The organism is Neoalteromonas facilis, from assembly GCF_002807665.1.
Lineage (GTDB): Bacteria > Pseudomonadota > Gammaproteobacteria > Enterobacterales > Alteromonadaceae > Alteromonas_E > Alteromonas_E facilis.
Window position 1 is genome coordinate 250,967 of sequence record NZ_PEAY01000003.1, and the last position, 18,992, is coordinate 269,958.

The 18,992-nt window shown below is 45.2% G+C and carries 19 protein-coding genes; 12 read left to right on the forward strand and 7 right to left on the reverse strand.

Annotation, left to right across the window (positions count from 1 at the left end; genetic code table 11):
• Position 1: 1 nt before the first annotated feature.
• Positions 2-1,453 carry a glutamate-cysteine ligase family protein gene (locus CSH93_RS09475; RefSeq protein WP_100643006.1) on the reverse strand — a complete coding sequence of 484 codons (1,452 nt, stop codon included), beginning with the start codon at positions 1,451-1,453 and terminating at the stop codon, positions 2-4.
• 195 nt (positions 1,454-1,648) lie between these two features.
• Here CSH93_RS09475 and CSH93_RS09480 point away from each other — a divergent pair, with 195 nt between their 5' ends.
• A complete protein-coding gene (locus tag CSH93_RS09480; RefSeq protein WP_240615580.1) occupies positions 1,649-4,024 on the forward strand; it encodes a zinc-dependent metalloprotease in 2,376 nt (791 codons plus the stop codon).
• On the opposite strand, the gene CSH93_RS09485 is transcribed toward CSH93_RS09480, so the two are convergent.
• Positions 4,013-5,137, reverse strand: coding sequence for a M14 family metallopeptidase (locus tag CSH93_RS09485; RefSeq protein ID WP_240615560.1), 1,125 nt, complete (start codon positions 5,135-5,137; stop codon positions 4,013-4,015). The genes CSH93_RS09480 and CSH93_RS09485 overlap by 12 nt on opposite strands.
• Before the next feature lie 150 nt (positions 5,138-5,287).
• Here CSH93_RS09485 and moaB point away from each other — a divergent pair, with 150 nt between their 5' ends.
• From moaB to CSH93_RS09520, 7 genes are read left to right on the forward strand one after another with little or no spacing between them, the layout of a single operon-like run.
• A complete protein-coding gene (gene moaB, locus CSH93_RS09490; protein ID WP_420807251.1) occupies positions 5,288-5,800 on the forward strand; it encodes a molybdenum cofactor biosynthesis protein B in 513 nt (170 codons plus the stop codon).
• Between the two features lie 3 nt (positions 5,801-5,803).
• The gene (gene moaC / locus CSH93_RS09495; protein WP_100643008.1) at positions 5,804-6,280 is read left to right on the forward strand and encodes a cyclic pyranopterin monophosphate synthase MoaC; all 477 of its coding nucleotides are present in this window, start codon (positions 5,804-5,806) and stop codon (positions 6,278-6,280) included.
• A complete protein-coding gene (locus CSH93_RS09500) occupies positions 6,273-6,527 on the forward strand; it encodes a MoaD/ThiS family protein (RefSeq protein WP_100643009.1) in 255 nt (84 codons plus the stop codon). The genes moaC and CSH93_RS09500 overlap by 8 nt, the downstream gene beginning before the upstream one ends.
• A gap of 3 nt (positions 6,528-6,530) precedes the next feature.
• On the forward strand, positions 6,531-6,980 hold the full coding sequence (locus tag CSH93_RS09505; protein ID WP_240615561.1) for a molybdenum cofactor biosynthesis protein MoaE: 450 nt from the start codon (positions 6,531-6,533) through the stop codon (positions 6,978-6,980).
• Positions 6,974-7,717, forward strand: coding sequence for a molybdate ABC transporter substrate-binding protein (gene modA / locus CSH93_RS09510; RefSeq protein WP_100643010.1), 744 nt, complete (start codon positions 6,974-6,976; stop codon positions 7,715-7,717). Before CSH93_RS09505 ends, modA begins: the two co-directional genes overlap by 7 nt.
• Entirely contained in the window at positions 7,717-8,394 is a 678-nt protein-coding gene (gene modB / locus CSH93_RS09515; RefSeq protein WP_100643011.1) for a molybdate ABC transporter permease subunit, read from the forward strand. The genes modA and modB overlap by 1 nt, the downstream gene beginning before the upstream one ends.
• Positions 8,385-9,467 (forward strand): ATP-binding cassette domain-containing protein, encoded by a 1,083-nt coding sequence (locus CSH93_RS09520; RefSeq protein WP_100643012.1) that lies wholly within the window; start codon positions 8,385-8,387, stop codon positions 9,465-9,467. The genes modB and CSH93_RS09520 overlap by 10 nt, the downstream gene beginning before the upstream one ends.
• Positions 9,468-9,482: 15 nt before the next feature.
• Here the strand turns inward: CSH93_RS09520 and hemN are convergent, their stop codons facing one another.
• Complete coding sequence (gene hemN, locus CSH93_RS09525) at positions 9,483-10,823, reverse strand: oxygen-independent coproporphyrinogen III oxidase (RefSeq protein ID WP_164078355.1); 1,341 nt, start codon at positions 10,821-10,823, stop codon at positions 9,483-9,485.
• Positions 10,824-11,061: 238 nt separating this feature from the next.
• Here hemN and CSH93_RS09530 point away from each other — a divergent pair, with 238 nt between their 5' ends.
• From CSH93_RS09530 to CSH93_RS09545, 4 genes are read left to right on the forward strand one after another with little or no spacing between them, the layout of a single operon-like run.
• Positions 11,062-11,757: a histidine phosphatase family protein gene (locus CSH93_RS09530; protein ID WP_100643014.1), complete on the forward strand. Its 696-nt coding sequence runs from the start codon at positions 11,062-11,064 to the stop codon at positions 11,755-11,757.
• Positions 11,758-11,777: 20 nt separating this feature from the next.
• Positions 11,778-13,004 (forward strand): acyl-CoA dehydrogenase family protein, encoded by a 1,227-nt coding sequence (locus CSH93_RS09535; protein ID WP_100643015.1) that lies wholly within the window; start codon positions 11,778-11,780, stop codon positions 13,002-13,004.
• Positions 13,005-13,008: 4 nt separating this feature from the next.
• Entirely contained in the window at positions 13,009-14,046 is a 1,038-nt protein-coding gene (locus CSH93_RS09540) for a phosphotransferase family protein (RefSeq protein ID WP_100643378.1), read from the forward strand.
• Between the two features lie 2 nt (positions 14,047-14,048).
• Entirely contained in the window at positions 14,049-15,023 is a 975-nt protein-coding gene (locus CSH93_RS09545; protein WP_100643016.1) for an NADPH:quinone oxidoreductase family protein, read from the forward strand.
• Positions 15,024-15,073: 50 nt separating this feature from the next.
• On the opposite strand, the gene CSH93_RS09550 is transcribed toward CSH93_RS09545, so the two are convergent.
• The 4 genes from CSH93_RS09550 to CSH93_RS09565 all read right to left on the reverse strand — a co-directional run bounded on the left by CSH93_RS09550 (position 15,074) and on the right by CSH93_RS09565 (position 18,803).
• Positions 15,074-15,901 carry a substrate-binding periplasmic protein gene (locus tag CSH93_RS09550; protein ID WP_100643017.1) on the reverse strand — a complete coding sequence of 276 codons (828 nt, stop codon included), beginning with the start codon at positions 15,899-15,901 and terminating at the stop codon, positions 15,074-15,076.
• 229 nt (positions 15,902-16,130) lie between these two features.
• Positions 16,131-16,526: a DUF3718 domain-containing protein gene (locus CSH93_RS09555; protein WP_100643018.1), complete on the reverse strand. Its 396-nt coding sequence runs from the start codon at positions 16,524-16,526 to the stop codon at positions 16,131-16,133.
• Between the two features lie 275 nt (positions 16,527-16,801).
• Positions 16,802-18,172: a GGDEF domain-containing protein gene (locus CSH93_RS09560; RefSeq protein WP_100643019.1), complete on the reverse strand. Its 1,371-nt coding sequence runs from the start codon at positions 18,170-18,172 to the stop codon at positions 16,802-16,804.
• Positions 18,173-18,407: 235 nt separating this feature from the next.
• A complete protein-coding gene (locus CSH93_RS09565; protein ID WP_100643020.1) occupies positions 18,408-18,803 on the reverse strand; it encodes a DUF3718 domain-containing protein in 396 nt (131 codons plus the stop codon).
• Positions 18,804-18,992: the final 189 nt, after the last annotated feature.

Genomic DNA, 18,992 nt, shown 5'->3' on the forward strand with positions numbered 1-18,992 from the left:
GTTAGTCCCAATCTGCAACCGGTAGGTTGGCAATGTTGTTCAATGTGTATTGCTCAATTAACTCAGCCAGTGGATTTGCACGGCCTTTTTCGGATAGTTTTTTAAATGTCGCTAGTTGCCAACTGGCGCCGGTTTGTCGAGCGGCTAAGCGTCTCTCAATCACATTGAGGTATAAATTGATATCATCTTTATGTACGCCAAGTTGCTGTAAGCCGGTTTCAGCCAAAGGTAAAAGGTCGGCAATAACATCGCTGATCTTGCGTTCTGTTAGTTGGTGCTGGTGCTGTTGCGGCCAGACAATATTCGCGTTTAACCCTTGTTGTGCTGCACGATAAAAATTGAACTCAGCATATTGAAACGGCAATTTATTGATATAACCATCAATGTTGTGGCTTAAGGCAGTGGTAAGGCCCAGCAACAAAGCTGCATTTGCAATCATGTCGATATTGCTTGGGCCAGCAGGCAGTGTTCTGAATTCTATGCGTAAATGCGGATCATTACCGACATCTAGCACAGGCCTGTTCCATGACCAGATCGTACCTTGATGGATCTGAATCGCTTTAAATGCGTCAGGCGCTGCTTCCGCAGGAACCTGTGGTAACAGTGCAGGGTACAATGCGACATTTTCAGCAAACAGCTCATATACGCTGTTTCGCAACCAACCGTGACCAAAACTGACGCGCGCAGGTTGTCGCCAGCGTGTTGAGGCATGATCTCGGCTGTCAATCGATTGTTTAAACAATGCGATACGTGTTTCGTGCCATAGTTGTTTGCCCATTAATATGGGGGAGTTAGCGGCAAGCGCAAGCACTAAAGGTGTAACCAGTTGTGCTGCATTAAAGGTATTTACAAATTCACTGGAACGTACGCGTAAATGCAGTTGAAAAGATGTGTTTGCGCCTTCCAGTGTGACCTCATTCGAACGCATCTTTAAATTATCGATCCCATTGATGTCCACATCAAATGCAGAGCCTTTGAGGTTGTGTAGCTGATCAGCCAACACATGATAGCGAGGTCTATTTGTTAGGTACTCATGGCTAAGATGGCGCTCATCCAAGGTTGGCAGCACGCCAATAGGGACAATTCGAACTTGCTGTTGATGCGCAATAGTGCGCAGTGCTGCCAATTCATTTTCCAGCTGTTCATGCAATGCATGCAGTGAACGACCATTGGCAGACACCGGTGCTAAATTAAACTCTATATTGTATTGATTGAGTTCAGGCTGAACCAACGGGTTTTTACGTTGGTCAAGCAACCATTGGTTGCGTGGTGTGGGCAACCAATCGCTATCAACAAGGTACATTTCAAGTTCTGCGCCCAATGATGGTGCCACACGGTCAAATTGTGGCTCCTCTAACAACGGTCTAAGTAGCGCTAATTCAGTTTCTAACCTCTGATGAAACTGATGGTAATGCTCTGCTGAAAATGCTTGGTGATGAATTGACTGACCCATGTTGATCACACTCAAAATTCGATAAGGCTAGCCTATACAATTCTTGAGTATTCTCATTGACTTGGATCAATCGAACGAATGGCATTGTGTTTCACCCGCGTTGCTTGTCATACTACTAATCTTAACTTGTCGCTTGCGGCGTGATGCTAATCAAACTGGAGTACCTACGTGACACGAATACTTTTTGTTATGGGCATGCTGTTATTTAGCCCGATGATCGTTGCGAAAACCATCGCAGAATTTACTGCAGGTATGCAGCATCAAGATGGGTTTGTCCCATTTTACTATGATGCGAAAGAGGGGAAGATTTACCTCACAATAACTCAATTTGATCAGCAAATGCTGTTCCAAAGCAGTTTGCCACAAGGCGTTGGATCCAACGATATTGGCCTTGATAGAGGGCAATTAGGGGAAACTAGGCTGATTGAATTTGAACGTTTTGGAAAACAGGTATTTATAAAACAGTTGAACACCACGTTTAGAGCTTCATCTGAAAACCCTGCAGAGCGCGCCAGCATAGATGAAGCCTTTGCTGATTCAGTAATTGCGGGTTTACCCGTGGTGGCCGAAACTGAAGGCAAAGTATTAGTCGACTATACCGATTTCTTGATCAGCGATATTCATGGCATCAGCAAGCGTTTGGATGATACCAAACAAGGCAGCTTCAAGCCTGATCCGAAACGCAGTGGTGTTTTCACGCCTCGTTCTAAAGCTTTCCCCAAAAATACCGAGCTCGAAGCATTGTTGACCTTCGCCGGCAGCAAGCCAGGGCAATATGTGAGGCAGGTATCGCCAGATGCAGAGATTATCTCTGTACATTCTCATCACAGCTTTATTGAATTACCCGATGATGGCTACACACCAAGAGTATTTCATCCATTTAGTGGCTTTTGGAAACACAGTTATATTGATTATTCGGCACCGATTACCGCCGATATGGAACAGAAGTTTATTCCACGTCATCGTTTAGAAAAAGTGGACCCAACGGCGGCGATCAGTGAAGCAAAAGATCCCATTGTTTATTATTTAGATCCAGGTATCCCTGAACCTGTTATGTCTGCACTGCGTGAAGGAGCACAATGGTGGGATGAGGCGTTTGCAGCGATTGGCTACAAACAAGCGTTTAGGGTTGAAGTACTGCCTGAAGATGCAGACCCAATGGATGTTCGCTATAACGTTATTCAATGGGTACATCGCGCGACGCGCGGCTGGTCATATGGTTCCTCCGTCATTGACCCACGCACTGGCGAAATTATCAAAGGCCATGTGACGTTAGGATCTTTGCGTGTCAGACAAGACTATTTAATCGCACTGGGCTTAACCAGTCCTTTTGCTGAAGGGAATACCGATACGCAGCCACAGCTCGATATGGCGCTAGCGCGCATCCGTCAATTGTCAGCCCACGAAGTAGGACATACCCTCGGAATTGCCCATAATTTTGCTGCCAGTGAAACGGGGCGAGATTCTGTAATGGATTATCCGCACCCTAAAGCAGAGATAGTAAACGGTGAGATCTCGTTGCAAAACGCCTATGCGACCGGCATGGGTAAATGGGACCTTCACACGGTTGCCTATGGCTATCAGGATTACGCATCAGAGCAAACTGAAATGGAAGGATTGGCAGCCACGATTGAGGCCGGTTATGCCAGTGGTATAGGTTACAAATCCGATCCTGATTCTCGCAGCGCACGCCATCCGAGTGCTGACGGTCATTTATGGGATAACGGTGCAGATGCTATGCAAGAGTTAGCGCGTATTACTGCGGTCCGAGCCAAAGCGTTATCAAAGTTTGGCCTAGACAGTATCCCAGATGACACGCCGTTGTCGGCATTAGAGGAATATCTCGCACCATTATATTTTGCTCACCGATATCAAGTTGACGCCGTTGTAAAGCTGATCGGTGGGATTGATTATCAATATGAAGTGAAATCGGATAAGCCTGTTCAGGGGCAGTCAATGGTTGACGCAGATCGTCAGCGTGCGGCTATTGATGCAATCCTTGCGACCGTGCGACCGGAGTTCCTGTCTATTCCGTCTGATGTAACCCAATTAATCATCCCTAAAGTCTACGGTAGTAGCAGAAGCCGAGAATCTTTTAACGGACGTAATGGTTTGATGTTTGATCCTCTGTCAGCGGCAGAGGCAGCAGCGCATAATAGCATTTCATTGCTACTCCACCCAGAAAGACTCAATCGATTGAATTGGCAACATGCACTCGATGACGATATTCCCAACGTGTCAGAGCTGGTTGATGCATTAATCGATGCTACCTGGAAAACGCGTATTCACGGCAGCAACGACCTCACTGATGAGCAGGCTAAACAAATCAACATGCGCGTCAGGTTAGTCACTGTGCACAATCTGGTCAGTGTGATGCAGCATGCGTCATTGAGCCCAGAAAACAAATTTATGCTAGAGGGTAAACTACGTGATTTTACACGTTGGTTAGAGCGTAAGGACGATTCCTTTGTTGAGAAAGGCTTGCTAGCGAATTTGAAATTGTTATGGCAAACCGGCGAGTGGCGAGGTCAGTTTACGCCAGTCGCCTTGCCACCAGGTTCACCCATCTAGAACCTGGTATTCAGTGAAGCACTTGTACAACTGAGTTCCACTCAAGACTGAGGCGGACGGAAAATGTAAGATGGGAATGAGGTCGCAGGGAGCTAAAATAAGCTCTACTGCGCGCTCATTTTCCAATTCATCAACATTCAGTACCTTTGCTAGACATTCACCTTGCTTCACCTGTTGGCCGGGTTTAACACAGTATTCAACGATGCCACCGGTTTTGGTGAAAAGAGTCTTGTAATGGCTCAGTGGGGTGGCATAACGTTTCATGATTTTGGGGGCTATTTCGCTGTCGATTAAAACGCCCCGGCTATTTAGGTAACTTAGAATACCTTGGGCATCTTCTTCTCCTTCAGCGAAGTCCACGACTTCTTGCGAACCCATTTCAACCGTAAACGCTTCGACAGCAAAGTTAACCTCACGCTGGTGGCGTTTAGCCAGTTCTTCCGCCAATGTCCACCATGGGCAGAAAGTGGCTTCATCTAAGGCCCCTGCGAAACGGTTGGGCATATAGATAATATGCGGAATATTAAACATTTGACCTGCAGACGCTGCGTACTCTGGCACATAGATATGTCGTGTTGAGACCGGACCATTGTGCAGATCTAAAACGAGGTCGGCGTTAACAGCCAGGCGTTGTAGTTTTAGGTTTAATTGGTTTGCCAGACCTAAGCCCCAGGTACCATCAAACTTAGCTTCTAATTGCTGCGACAAGCATTCACGGAAACGTTGTTTAATGGAATTGACGGATTCTTCCTTACCGACAGTCGCGGCGAAACGAAGAACGGCTTCTTGATCAAAATGGTAACCTCGATTCCAGTTGGTTCCGTTTACAGGATCAAAACGGCCGAGTGTATATTCACCCGCTTTAATATTTGTGCCCACAGGATTGCAATTGGGGACTAAAATAATTTCACCTCGAATGTCGAGCCGTTGCAGCCACTGAATGAGATGATATATAACGACGTTTCCCTGTACCTCAGCACCGTGTATAGAGCTTTGAATGTATACCGTGGGACCTTGTTGTTCGCCTTTGAAGCGATAAACAGGTACCTGCATGTTTCGTCCGGAGGCATTTTGAGCCACGACGAGGTATTCTTTGCTGAAAGAGTTTGTCAAACCAAGCGGTCCTTGTAAGTGGTTATAGGGTTATAGTACTGCGCTTTTGTATGTTCGTCATCGTACAGGCGACGGATCTCTGCTGGCGTGGGTTGAGCTTTTGGGCACTTTACGATAAAAACACGCTGAACAACGATAAGAGAGAGCATTGTGGATAAACATTCACTCAATATTGCAGTATTAACGGTATCTGATACTCGAGATGAGTTATCAGACCGCTCCGGTGCTTTCTTGTGCCAGGCAATTGCTGACGCGGGTCATAACAACAGTGACAAGTGTATCGTTAAAGATGATATTTACGCGATTCGAGCGGTTATTTCTAAGTGGATAGCTGACAGTCAGATCCACGCAATTGTGATAAACGGTGGTACTGGGTTTGGTTCGCGTGATTCTACCCCTGAAGCTGTAAGCGTGTTATTCGACAAGCAGGTAGAAGGCTTTGGTGAGCTTTTTCGTGCGATATCGTTTGATGAGATAGGCAGCTCGACTATTCAGTCAAGGGCGATTGCTGGTTTTGCTAATCATACCGTCATTTTTTGTTTGCCAGGCTCAACGGGCGCATGTAAAACCGGTTGGAGCAATATAATTGAACAGCAACTGGATAGTACACATAAGCCGTGTAATTTTGTTAACCATTTAATGACGGGCAAGGGAGAGCATTAATACATGGCGTTTTCTCATACTGATGAACAGGGTCAAGCCAGAATGGTCGATGTCTCGGACAAGGCCGACTCGCTGCGAATCGCCATAGCAGAAGGGTATGTTCATATGTCGCCTGACACACTTCAGCTTGTCGAGGCAAACGCTATGGCTAAAGGGGACGTATTGGGAGTGGCTCGCATTGCGGGTATTCAAGCCGCGAAGCGCACCAGTGACTTGATCCCATTGTGCCATCCGCTGGCGTTAACTAAGGTGGATGTTCGATTTACCTTTGAACATGAAAGACAGCGTATTCGCATTGAAAGTGAATGTAAGTTGTCGGGCAAAACCGGTGTTGAAATGGAAGCACTGACGGCAGTCAGCGTTGCCGCTTTAACCTTATTTGATATGTGTAAAGCGGTACAGGCGGACATGACAATTGATGGGATCCGAGTACTAGAAAAACAGGGCGGAAAGTCGGGGCATTGGACGCCGCATGATTGACATTCAAGTTCGATTTTTTGCGCTTTTTCGTGAGCGCCTTGGCATCGACAGCATGCAGTTCACATGTGCAACGGGCAGCCGTGTTGAAGATGTATTAAACGGTTTATATCAGCAAAACCCAGCCATAGCCGAGCACGTTCAAGTGGGCCAGTTGCTCTGTGCCGTTAACCATAAGTTAGTCGGAATGGAGCATAGCCTTCAGTCGGGTGACGAGTTAGCATTGTTGCCTCCTGTAACCGGGGGATAGCCTATGATCCAAGTCAGTGTCCAGCCAACGGATTTTGATATCGAGAAGTGTTATCAATGGTTAAGACAAGCTGCCGGAACAGGCGCAATTGTCAGCTTCTCTGGACTGGTTCGAGATATGCATAATGAACGACGTATAGAGTCTTTGTATCTTGAACATTATCCCGAAATGACCCTACCTGCGCTTAGACAGTTGGCAGAGCAAGCGAAAAGGCGTTTTTCATTGAATGCGATTATGTTAATCCACAGGGTGGGGCATATTCTTGCCAATGAGCAAATTGTCTATGTAGGATGTGCGACTCAGCACCGAAAAGATGCGTTTGATGCCACTATGTTTGTTATGGATCGGTTGAAAACCGACGTGCCGTTGTGGAAGAAAGAGAACTATCAGAGCGGAGAGAGTGATTGGGTCTCGATGAAAGGATCGGACAAGCAAGCGGCAAGTAAATGGTAAAGTTTTGGGTTTGGCTTTTGCCATTAATCTGTGTGTTGAATATTTCCTTGGCCCAAGCTGAAACGCTTAGAGTCGCGGTAGCAGCCAATTTTGCGCCTGTTGCGAACGACATTTTTAGCCGTTTTACTCAACAGCGAGAGATTACTATTGAAATTTCGATAGGCTCCACTGGTGCGCTATATGCTCAAATTATACACGGTGCGCCATTTGACCTGTTTTTGGCTGCCGACACAAAGCGTCCTGCAGCACTTGAACAAAAAGACCTTATCGCACCCAATAGCCGTGTGACCTATGCACAAGGGCTGTTAGCGATTTGGTCACAGGATGGACTACCCAGCAGTTTAGAAGAAGCACAAATAGCACATTGGTTACGCAGCTCTGAACGTTTGGTGATCGCGAACGTGATTACGGCGCCATATGGAGCAGCTGCGCTGCAGGTATTGCAGCATTTAGACATTGAAACTGACGCCATCACGCAATTAGTACAAGCGAATAACGTTATGCAGGCGGTTCAATACATAGACTCTGGCAATGCCCGCCGCAGTCTAGTGGCCTATCATTTGGTTAAGGATAAACAAGGCGTGGTATTATTACCGACCCATCTGTATTTACCCATTGAACAACAGCTCGTGGTTTTGAAGCGCTCTAAATACCAAGCAGAATCCTTTGCGCTGGCGGAGTATTTGCTCTCAAATAGTGTGCGTGCCGATCTGCATAATCGAGGATTCAGTCAGTGATGCAAGGGATGGATTGGCAGTCAATATGGCTAACATTGAAGTTAGCTGTCATGACAACCGTTATCTTAATCGGGATTGCAACGCCGCTAGCGTGGTGGTTGGTTCACTGGCAAAGTCGAGCGAAAAGTGTTGTGTATGCTGTAATTGCATTGCCATTGGTTTTGCCACCGACAGTGCTAGGTTTTTATTTACTCGTCGCGTTTTCACCAAACTATGCCTTAGGCCATGCTTGGTTGTCAGTAACGGGGACTACGTTGGCATTTAGCTTTTGGGGGATATTGGTAGGCTCAGTGATATATTCATTGCCTTTTGCTGTGCAGCCGCTGGTGAATGCGTTTGCTGGACTAGAAAAGCAACATTTGGAATATGCTAAAACGATCGGTTTGACTAAGTTGCAATGTTGGCGCGAGATCATACTGCCTTTAACGAAACCAGGTTTTGTGACGGCAATGGGATTGAGCTTTGCTCATACTCTGGGCGAGTTTGGTGTCGTTCTGATGATTGGCGGTAATATTCCAGGCGAAACGCGCGTGGTCTCAATTGCATTATTTGATCATGTTGAATCTATGGATTATGCAAGTGCCCATCAATTAGCTTTACTACTGCTTATATTTTCGTTTGTGCTACTGACCTTTTTGTATAAACGCAATGCTGTGCGAGGGCGTTCATGGATATAAATGTTCGCCTGCATAAAAACGCAAAGCAACTCCTGAGTGTTGATTGTCGTATTCCTGATGAAGCTGATTTTATTGGTGTTTATGGTCCTTCAGGTGCGGGAAAAACGACTTTGCTGCGCTGCATTGCTGGTCTTGAAAAGGATATGGACGGACGTATTAAAGTAGGGCCTGATAACGATGACAGAGCAGTACATTCACGCCTTAGTCTCGTTTTTCAACGAACGCACTTATTGCCGCATTTAAACGTGAGAAACAACCTCGCATTTGCCGCTCGACATGCGGGTTTACCGGCAGGGCAGAATGAAGTACAAGCATTATCTCAGTCGCATTTAATTGATTGGTTTGAACTGGGTGAATTGTTGAATCAGCCGGTTGAAACTTTGTCAGGCGGGGAAGTGCAGCGGGTGGCTATTGTCAGGGCATTGTTGCATCAGCCTAAGACTTTGCTATTAGATGAATCATTATCGGCTTTAGATAAACGGTTGCGTGAAAAAATACTGTTTTATATTGCTAAACTACCTAGCATGGGTGTTCGTGTGATCATGGTGTCACACGACATTCAAGAATTAGCGTTGCTGTCTGATTTTATGCTGATGATGGATCAGGGTGAGGTAATGCAAGCTGGCCCTACAAAATCACTATCAACTTGGCTATCAAGTCGTGCATTGCCAAACATCACGGCAAACAGCGAGCCAATGCTATACAGTGTCATTGAGGTTGACGATGTCCCCAGTAACGACGAAATCAGTTTTCCCCAACCAACAAAAGTATTTGAGCTGGCTGGACACCAGGTCTACAGCCGTTCCTACTGTATAGGGCATCAACGAGTGAGACTGAGTATCAACGCTGAGCATGTCTCTCTATCAAAAGATTTTCTACCGAGTAGTAGTCTTCATAATCAATTGCCTGTAACGGTTGTAGAAATTGAAGAGATTCAGCAAGCAAGCTGTCGGATTAAGTTGGATATTGCTGATTCACAACAACAACTGTTTGTGAATGTATCTCAATCATTTATTGAGCAGAACGACATCAAAGCAGGCATTAAACTTTTTGCCTGCTTTAAAGCCCATTGATTGATTTAAACACTGTCAGATAACACGGGAAAAGCGTTGATGGTTTTTCGCTAATCCCATGTAGGCATCAAATACCATGCAGATTGTGCGGATCAATAGTCTTGCACTCGCGACAACGCTTATTTGACTGTTACTAATCGTCACCAGACCATCATCAATAAACGGTTGCAACAGTGCTACTTCTGCCTTGAAATAGTGGTCAAAATCAATTTCGTAAGTTTGATTGATAATCTCCTTATCAACCTTCAGGTTGCACATCAACGACATTATCACTGCACGTCTTATGGCATCGTCAGTACTAATACCCACGCCTTTTTCAATCGCCAATTGATGCTCATCCAAAGCGCCATAATAATCGTTCAGTGTTTTGGCATTTTGCAAATACCAATCACCAATGAAACTGATAGACGACACGCCCAAGCCTAACATGTCCAGATCGGCGCGGGTGGTGTAGCCCTGAAAGTTTCGGTGCAACGTTCCTTGTTGTTGTGCCACTGCAAGCTCATCGTTTGGTTTAGCAAAATGATCCATGCCGATCATGACATAGCCAGCGGAAGTTAATGTTTCAATGGCTAATTTCATCAGCTCAAATTTGGCATGAGGTGCAGGCAGCCAATCATCTTTAATTTTACGTTGAGCGGCAAAACGAGACGGTAGATGAGCGTAACTAAATAGCGATATACGTTCAGGATCCATCTCCAAGGTGGCGTCTAGAGTTTGTTTGAAACTCTCTTGTGTTTGGTGGGGGAGTCCGTAAATTAAGTCGAGATTTACCGATGAAAATCCGAGTTGCTTTGCTGTTCTAACCAGCGATTGGATATGAGCAGTGGATTGTCGGCGGTTGATCGCCTCCTGAACGTTTTCATCAACATCTTGGACACCAATGCTGATGCGATTGAATCCTTCAGCTTTTAGCATGGCTAGATAGCTTTCATCAACACTGCGAGGATCGATTTCAATGCTAAATTCGCATTCTGGATGGAATGTGTAGGCTTGTTTTAACATGGCGACTAAGCGCTGCATTTGCTCAGGCGTCAGAAAGCTTGGGGTACCGCCACCCAGGTGGCATTGCTCAACTTTTTGATGCTCAAACCATGTGTGGTTTATGGCAATTTCCTTTTGTACATAATCTAAATATCGGTCAGCCTTATCTTGGTGACGAGTGACGATTTTATTGCACCCACAGTAATAGCAAAGCTGGTGGCAGAAAGGAATGTGAACGTAAAGTGATAATGCATTGCCAGCGCTGGTGAGAACAGCATTGTGCAGGGGACTATCAGGCAGCTCTACGTCAAATTCCAACGCCGTCGGATAGGACGTATAGCGAGGGCCGCTGGTATTGTATTTTGCTATCAAACTTTCATCGAATAATGTAGACACTGCATAAACCTTTGCGATTGATGTGCTGACATCTTATTCCAAATAACCAAACGAAATATTGATCTCATTCAATAAAGTGGGGTGCAGGTACTGCTTTATAGGGGGCTGCTTGATTATTAGTTACTGTGATAAAAATTCATCAAAATAATTAATTACAATTATATAACACTTATCCATACCATCAGGTAATTACAAAATATTAACAGTTAACATTATGGCTGAAATCATCTTAGTGCGTCACGGTCAGGCCTCTTTTGGTAAAGCGAATTATGACAAATTGAGTGAATTGGGTATCCAGCAATCGCAATGGTTAGGTGAGCATTTGGCCACAAACAATGCCGAGGTAGATAGCATATGGCGCGGTGATATGGTGCGACATAAGGAAACGGCAGACGGGATTGTGCAGGGGCTCAATCAAGTGTCGGCAAATTACGCTCATATCGATGAGATAGGTGTATACCCCGGTCTCAATGAGTTTGACTTTAAAGCCGTGGCGGATGCCTTTGTCACTCTATATCCTGATGAAAAACCTGAGGCGAATGCGAAACCTGAAGTGTTTTACCGGTTGCTACGAAAATCCATGCTTTCGTGGTCAGAAGGTGAGTTAAACGACAGCACATTACCCGAATCATGGAGCGAGTTTCAATCGCGCGTGATGGCTGTTTTAGAAGCCGCGATCGCGAGCCCACATAAGCGCATTTTGATGGCAACCTCCGGCGGTGCTATTGCCATGATGATCAGTCAAGTTGTTGGGGCAAATGCCGCAACTATGGTGAATTTGAACCTTCAGATAAGAAATACCAGCGTGTCACGCCTGTTTGCCAATCAGAGCGGCGCACATTTACACCAATTCAATGCGATTCCACACTTGGAAACGCCAAGCAAATTGTCTGCAATTAGCTATAGTTAATCGCAGTCACAGGAGCCTTTATGAACTTTGATTACACCGAAAGAACGCAAGCCATGATCGCCAAAATGCAGGCGTTTATGGAAGCACATGTTTATCCAATTGAGCAAGAATACATTCACGCCGTTGAACATGGCGAAAATCGCTGGAAAACCCCTGAAATGATGGATTCGCTTAAGCTAAAAGCACAACAAGCTGGGCTATGGAATCTATTTTTACCTGAGGAATATAAACCCTATGGTGCAGGGTTGACCAACTTAGAGTATGCACCGTTATGCGAAATTATGGGGCGAGTGCCTTGGAGCGCTGAAATTTTCAATTGTAGTGCCCCCGATACTGGCAATATGGAAGTACTCGCGAAGTATGGCTCTGAGGCACACAAGCAACAATGGTTAGTACCATTACTGGAAGGCAAAATTCGTTCTGCGTTTGCCATGACAGAGCCGGCGGTTGCCTCTTCTGATGCGACAAATATTGAAACTGATATCACGCGCGACGGTGATGAATACGTCATTACCGGCCGCAAATGGTATACCAGTGGCGCTATGAATGAGAATTGCCAAATCATGATCGTGATGGGCAAAACAGATAAATCGGCCGCTCGCCATCAACAACAAAGCCAGATACTGGTTCCGATGAATACACCAGGGGTGACCGTAGTGCGTCCAATGGCCGCTATGGGCTTTTATGATGAGCCAGTCGGCCATGCAGAGGTGTTATTTGAAAACGTTCGAGTGCCAGCAGAGAATTTATTGGTTGGCGAAGGGAAAGGCTTTGAGATAGCTCAGGGACGCTTGGGACCGGGTCGTATCCACCATTGTATGCGATTGATTGGGGTTGCTCAGCGTGCCCTAGATGAAGCATGTCTGCGGGTTGAGCAGCGTGTGGCGTTTGGTCAGCCCTTGAGTAAACAACAATCTGTTCGCGAAACTATTGCTCAGATGCACTGCGACATTGAGCAAGCGCGTTTATTGACATTAAAAGCAGCAGATAGCATGGACAAGTACGGCAATAAAGTCGCAAAAAATATTATTGCGGCGATAAAAATTGTTGCCCCGCGTATGGCCTGTAACGTTATTGATAATGCTATTCAAATGCATGGTGCAATGGGGACTAGTCAAGATACAACCTTGGCTGCTGCCTACGCTTATGCGCGTACGGTTAGGCTAGCTGACGGACCGGATCAGGTTCATATGATGCAGCTAGGGCGGAATCTTATTGCAGAAACAAGCGCAACACTGGGCAAGTAAGCTTATGGATAGTCAATCTCTGGTCTCATTAGAGAAGTTAAACCCCTATTTGGCGGCGAATGCGCCTGATGTCGGGCAGATCGTGGGGGCTGAAAAGTTCAGTGGTGGGCAGTCAAACCCTACGTTTCTTATAACGTCAGATTCAGGCACACAATATGTGCTAAGGCGACAACCGCCTGGCACATTGTTGAAATCTGCTCACGCAGTTGATCGCGAATTTAAGGTCATATCAGCATTGCAGCAAACGCCGGTGCCTGTGCCAAATGCCATTCACCTTTGCACCGACGTCGATGTACTAGGCGCGATGTTTTACATCATGGAATTCAAAAAGGGGCGTATTTTTTGGAATAGCGCATTGCCTGAGATTTCCAATAATGAAGAACGCAGCGCCATGTATGATGCGATGAATAAAACCATGGCAGACTTGCACAACGTCGATATCCAAGCAGTTGGCTTAAGTGATTACGGTAAGCCCGGTAACTACTTCGCTCGCCAATTAGAGCGTTGGACAAAACAATATCGGGCTGCCGAAACCGAACATATCGAAGATATGGAAAGATTGATCAAATGGTTAGCACAGGAATTACCAGACGATGATGGACAGGTGTCTCTTGTTCACGGTGATTTCCGCATGGACAATCTTATGTTTGCTGACGATTCACCTAGCGTGATTGCAGTACTGGATTGGGAGCTGTCGACCTTGGGACATCCATTTGCCGATTTGGCCTATCAATGCATGCAATTGCGCTTACCCTCCAATATGGGCCATGCGCCTGGATTAGGTGGGTTGGATAGACACGCATTGGGTATTCCAGATGAGAAAGCCTATATCGAGGCATATTGTAAACGCCGAGGAATAGAGAAGATTGATAATTGGCCGTTTTACCTAGCATTTAGTTTTTTCCGCTTAGCCTCCATCGTTCAAGGCGTTGTAAAACGATCAAAAATGGGCAACGCGTCAAATAAACAAGCCGCTTCTCTGGAGGCGATGATGCGTCCGCTGGCCGCACATGCGGTAACACTAATAGATGAGGAACAATAAAAATGAAAGCCATTGTGTGTAATGAATTTGGGCCAGTTGACGATTTGGTGTACCAAGACATCGAAGACTTAAAAGCAAAGAAAGGTCACGTTGTTGTGCAAGTAGAGGCCGCTGGCGTAAATTTCCCAGATGGCTTGCTGGTTCAAGGGTTGTATCAAATGCGACCTGAACGACCTTTTGTACCTGGTAATGAAGTTGCAGGCACTATCATAGAGGTAGGAGAGGGTGTACAAGGGTGGCAAGTAGGGCAGCGTGTGATTGCGTTGTGTATGCTGGGTGGTTATGCAGAGCAGGTGTTAGTGCCACAAACCCACATCATGCCGTTACCGGATGGAATTCCTTCTACGGAAGCGGCGGCTTTGGTTACTGCCCATGCAACTGCACATCATGCATTGAAGCAAAGAGCGCAAATCAAACCGGGTGAAACGCTTGTTGTAACAGGCGCAGCAGGTGGTACAGGATTGGCTGCTGTTCAGATTGGTAAGCTAATGGGCGCAAAAGTTATTGCGGTTTGTTCGACAGCGGAAAAGTTAGAAACGGCAAGGCAAAACGGTGCGGATGTACTTATCAATTACACCGAGCAAGACCTTAAAGAAGCAATAAAGACAGCCACAGATGGAAAGGGCGCTGATGTTGTGTACGAATGTGTAGGTGGTGATACGTTCCATGCGTGTAGCCGGGCAATGGGCTGGAATGGACGTTTGCTTGTGATTGGTTTTGCAGGTGGAGAGATCCCTGAGTTTCCGGTCAATTTAGCGTTAGTTAAAGGATATTCAGTGATGGGGGTGTTTTGGGGTTCATTTACCCAGCATCAGCCAAAAGACTTTGCCCAGAACATGCAGGAGTTGCTGGGATGGTACGTTCAAGGCAAGGTCAAAGTTATCGTCGATGAATGCATACCACTGGCCGATGCTAAACTGGCCCTGGAAAAAGTGATGGGCCGTTCAGTACGCGGTAAAATGGTATTGAAGCCTTAGTAACTCAATGACTGGCTAGGCATGGTTTTGTGCCTAGCTAGTGCTATTGGCTACTCTTGACTGGGTTGTGACGGCCTATAGTTTTGGAAAATGGCCTGTTTATCGATGCGCCCCAGTTCATCTAATATTGTTTTCGCAATGTCCGCATGCTGAGCCATGAATTGTTCACTAAAAATCACATACCCTTCACTTGATAAGTACGGTGGATAGAGGGTGATAATGTTTTGTAAACCAGCATCCTCGGCTTTGGTTTTGATCGGGGTGTTGTCAATACTGCACACTTGCGCAATGGCATCAACGCGCCCTTTTTCAAGCAACCGAAATTTTTCTAAGTAGTTGTATAAGACGAGCCATTCGAACACTACATTTTCTTTGTGTTGCTGTGAAAAACCGGCTTCTACGCCAACGGTGAGCTTATCTTCTCCATTCAGACCAGCTCGAACCTTTTCGATATGGGCAGTATTGTTTAAGGTGGTTAAACAGACTTCGACGGTAGAAAATACGGCCTTGTCATAGGGAGCGCCAATCTCTTTTGGATAAATGCCAACAGAATCTCTACTCTCTCGATAACTGCCGACGATCATATCTACAGTCCCCGCTTTAAGTTCGATATCGCAGCGTTTCCAAGGACGGGGTACAAATTCAAGATTCACGTTTGACAGCGTCTCTTGCTGAAATACACGTTTCATTATGTCAGGGTTTGTGCCAGTTAATGTGGCATCTTGGTATATAAAAAAGGGGTAAACATCAGCATTCGGGACACAGAAGTTGACACTGAGCGTGTCGTTTGCTCTGGCAACGACGCTACTGAAAGGCGTCTGTATTAAGATGACGAATATTATGCCTACTAAACCAGACTGATGGACTTTACGTTGCATCTACACCCCATTACGCATTTACGCGCCGGTCCATAGCGACAAATATTGTGGAATACAGCATAACCAACTTTGGAATTCAAAATCAATATAGATGTATATGCAGTTAAGTGTATTGCAATTTTGGGGAAAGGGGATAAAAAAAGCTCCCTAATTGGGAGCTTTCTCACGAGCAATGCTCGCTTTCCATGTTGAAACATGGTGGTAGCGCAGCGCTACCCAATTCTTTAAATTAGATGCGTTCCGCTAGTACTGACGCAACTGGGCTTGCAGCCAATCCTTGCTCCGCAATCCACGCTTGTAGTGTTTTGCCATCAGCTTCTGGTTCATTCAATGCGCTTTTAGACATTTTCTTGACTAATAACTCACCCGATTCTACTGCATTGTTTAAAATTGCAGTGCGAATAAGGCTATTACCACCGCAAGATACGCCTGCATAGTAGTCAGATAAACGTAGATTAAAGTCAGACTGAACAAGCTTCATTTTTTTACGCAATTCACCTTTATCATCAGCCTCTACGATATTACAAATGTTTGCTAACGCTTCATTTAGGTCAGCATGAGCCGTACCAGAAAAAACAAAAGAAGCAGCAGTGATAGCAAGTGTAGTTTTGATGATTTTCAACATGATTGTAACCTCGTAAAATTTAACAGTGCGTTTTTGACGGCGCGAATTAAACACGAATTAAATTGTTTAGAAAATAACCAGCTGTATACGTAGGTATGTGAAATAATACCAAAGGTCAATGTGGTAAGGATTATCTAACTGACTAGATCAACTCGATAGTAGATTTAACTATTTGTTTTAATTTAGGTTAATGTTTGCAGCGTTGTAAAAGTGAAGAGGGGAAGTCGCATTCAATTGAGAGGTATTGAAACGGTTGAAAATAGAGTCACGGATTATTACTCAGCGCTTTGTATGGTGTTTTTACCACTGCTTTTGGCTAGATAAAGCGCTCTATCGGCTGCGGCCAATGCATGTTTGAAGTGCTCCGTTACCTTGAATAAGCTAACTCCAATTGAAACAGTGACAGAAAATGAATTTCCGTCACTGTCATTAAATGAGTACTCTTCTATACTGCGCCTTATCAATTCCGCTACTGATAGCGCGCCGCTTCTGTCTGTGTGAGTGAGTAAAATTGCAAATTCTTCTCCGCCTAATCTTGCGGCTATATCCGTTTCTCTAATATTTCGCGTGATAATTTTGGCGATTTGCCTCAGCACATGGTCGCCAATGTCATGACCATAGTTATCGTTGATGCTTTTAAAGTTGTCGGCATCAATAAATAGGCACCACATTTGTTCTTTACTGCGTTTGTTGTGGCTCATTAGATATTCGGCTTCTTCAAAGAAATCACGCCGATTGGATAACCCTGTTAGGAAATCGGTAGAGGCTAGATTTATCAGCATTTCAGACTTCTCACGGCGACTTTTATCAACTTTTTCAATCGCAACGGCAGTCAATCCTACTAAGCACAGCATAAACCAGTAAAAAGCCGCAAACATTGCACCGACGATGTCGCCGCTAACACTTTGGATAGTCTTAATAAATAAGAATGAAATAATGAGGGTCAGCGAAATAATTAATACAATTTGCAGTCGGGCTACGCGACCACCGAAATAGGGGCTTAAAATGGCCTTGACAATGCCATATTCTGCGGTGAGGCATAATAAACTAAAAGATAATAAGAAACCCCCAGTAGCGGTTGTTAATGACATATAGCCATAATAGTCGGTGAGCGAGAATGCGTATCCGTATATAGCTAGCAACGGAAACATCACTGCTAATAAGGCAAGCCCTTGAGCGATACGTCCATGTCTTAAAAGAAATGCCAATACTGAGCTGGCTAAACACAGCATCATGATCGCTGTGTTGATACCAATATCGTTGTAGTTTTGCGTGGAGCGTTCATTTACAACCGTATTTAAAAACGGCGTGATGTAATCACGCAATGATGTATTTAATACATGGTCAAGGACAGGCGTAATTGAAATCAAGATCGCCGCACAACACACTATGAAAATAACCGGTTTGTGGAATTGATGTCTCAGATCCAGTGACAACAATACACCTAATAAAATCATCAAGCAGCCGCTAATGGGGTGAGTTGCGACGCCTGCTTCAATTGGGCGATAGAGGAATGAGATACCGAGGGAGTATCCAATCATAACAACCAAACCTACAAACAACGCAATACTGCCAAGCTTCCGGCTAATCCTAAGCGCAGCAGATACGTAAGCCCATGATTTGTTAAGTTCTATATCAACATGCATAACGATCCTTGTGGAACACTTATGAGATACACATACTCCTACGGTTGACTATAGTGCATAGTTTAAAAGTATGCGGTTTAATTCGCGTAAATTATGGATAATTTAAGCGCCGACATCCGGGGGCAGTGTGCTTGCCAAAACAAAAAGGCTCCCGAAGGAGCCTTTCTGAGGAAGCAGATTTCTCTGCCGACCATGTTGAAACATGGTGGTAGCCGAGGCTACCGAATTCTTTGGTTTAGATGCGTTCCGCTAGAACAGACGCTACTGGGTTAGCAGCAAGGCCTTGCTCAGTGATCCACGCCTGAAGTGTCTTACCGTCAGCTTCTGGCTCGTTTAACGCGCTCTTAGGCATTTTCTTCACCAACAACTCACCGGCTTCAACCGCGTTGTTAAGGATAGCCGTACGGATAAGGCTGTTACCGCCACAAGAAACACCTGTGTAGTAGTCAGATAAACGAAGGTTGTAATCAGACTGAACCATTTTCATTTTCTTACGAAGCTCACCTTTGTCGTCAGCTTGTACGATGTTACAGATGTTAGCCAAAGCCTCGTTAACGTCAGCGTGAGCTGTACCAGAGAAAACGAAAGAAGCTGCAGCGATAGCGATAGAAGTTTTAACTATTTTCAACATGGTTAATTCCTCGAATTAATTAAAAGTTAATGTGTTTGACGAGATGAATTAAAGCCCATGTTGGGTGATTAAAAAACAGCCGGGGTGATACATAGGTATTTTAAATAATACTTAAAATATCTGCGTAAATAAGCCTTATCACTGCAATGGCCCGCCAATACTAGGGGGTGGCCAAACCGCAATTGGTTT

Coding starts and splice junctions, on each gene's coding strand:
- CSH93_RS09475 (WP_100643006.1), bottom strand. CDS start 1,453: ATGGGTCAGTCAATTCATCACCAAGCATTTTCAGCAGAGCATTACCAT.
- CSH93_RS09480 (WP_240615580.1), top strand. CDS start 1,649: ATGCTGTTATTTAGCCCGATGATCGTTGCGAAAACCATCGCAGAATTT.
- moaC (WP_100643008.1), top strand. CDS start 5,804: ATGGCGTTTTCTCATACTGATGAACAGGGTCAAGCCAGAATGGTCGAT.
- CSH93_RS09500 (WP_100643009.1), top strand. CDS start 6,273: ATGATTGACATTCAAGTTCGATTTTTTGCGCTTTTTCGTGAGCGCCTT.
- CSH93_RS09505 (WP_240615561.1), top strand. CDS start 6,531: ATGATCCAAGTCAGTGTCCAGCCAACGGATTTTGATATCGAGAAGTGT.
- modA (WP_100643010.1), top strand. CDS start 6,974: ATGGTAAAGTTTTGGGTTTGGCTTTTGCCATTAATCTGTGTGTTGAAT.
- modB (WP_100643011.1), top strand. CDS start 7,717: ATGCAAGGGATGGATTGGCAGTCAATATGGCTAACATTGAAGTTAGCT.
- CSH93_RS09520 (WP_100643012.1), top strand. CDS start 8,385: ATGGATATAAATGTTCGCCTGCATAAAAACGCAAAGCAACTCCTGAGT.
- CSH93_RS09530 (WP_100643014.1), top strand. CDS start 11,062: ATGGCTGAAATCATCTTAGTGCGTCACGGTCAGGCCTCTTTTGGTAAA.
- CSH93_RS09535 (WP_100643015.1), top strand. CDS start 11,778: ATGAACTTTGATTACACCGAAAGAACGCAAGCCATGATCGCCAAAATG.
- CSH93_RS09540 (WP_100643378.1), top strand. CDS start 13,009: ATGGATAGTCAATCTCTGGTCTCATTAGAGAAGTTAAACCCCTATTTG.
- CSH93_RS09545 (WP_100643016.1), top strand. CDS start 14,049: ATGAAAGCCATTGTGTGTAATGAATTTGGGCCAGTTGACGATTTGGTG.
- CSH93_RS09550 (WP_100643017.1), bottom strand. CDS start 15,901: ATGCAACGTAAAGTCCATCAGTCTGGTTTAGTAGGCATAATATTCGTC.
- CSH93_RS09555 (WP_100643018.1), bottom strand. CDS start 16,526: ATGTTGAAAATCATCAAAACTACACTTGCTATCACTGCTGCTTCTTTT.
- CSH93_RS09560 (WP_100643019.1), bottom strand. CDS start 18,172: ATGCATGTTGATATAGAACTTAACAAATCATGGGCTTACGTATCTGCT.
- CSH93_RS09565 (WP_100643020.1), bottom strand. CDS start 18,803: ATGTTGAAAATAGTTAAAACTTCTATCGCTATCGCTGCAGCTTCTTTC.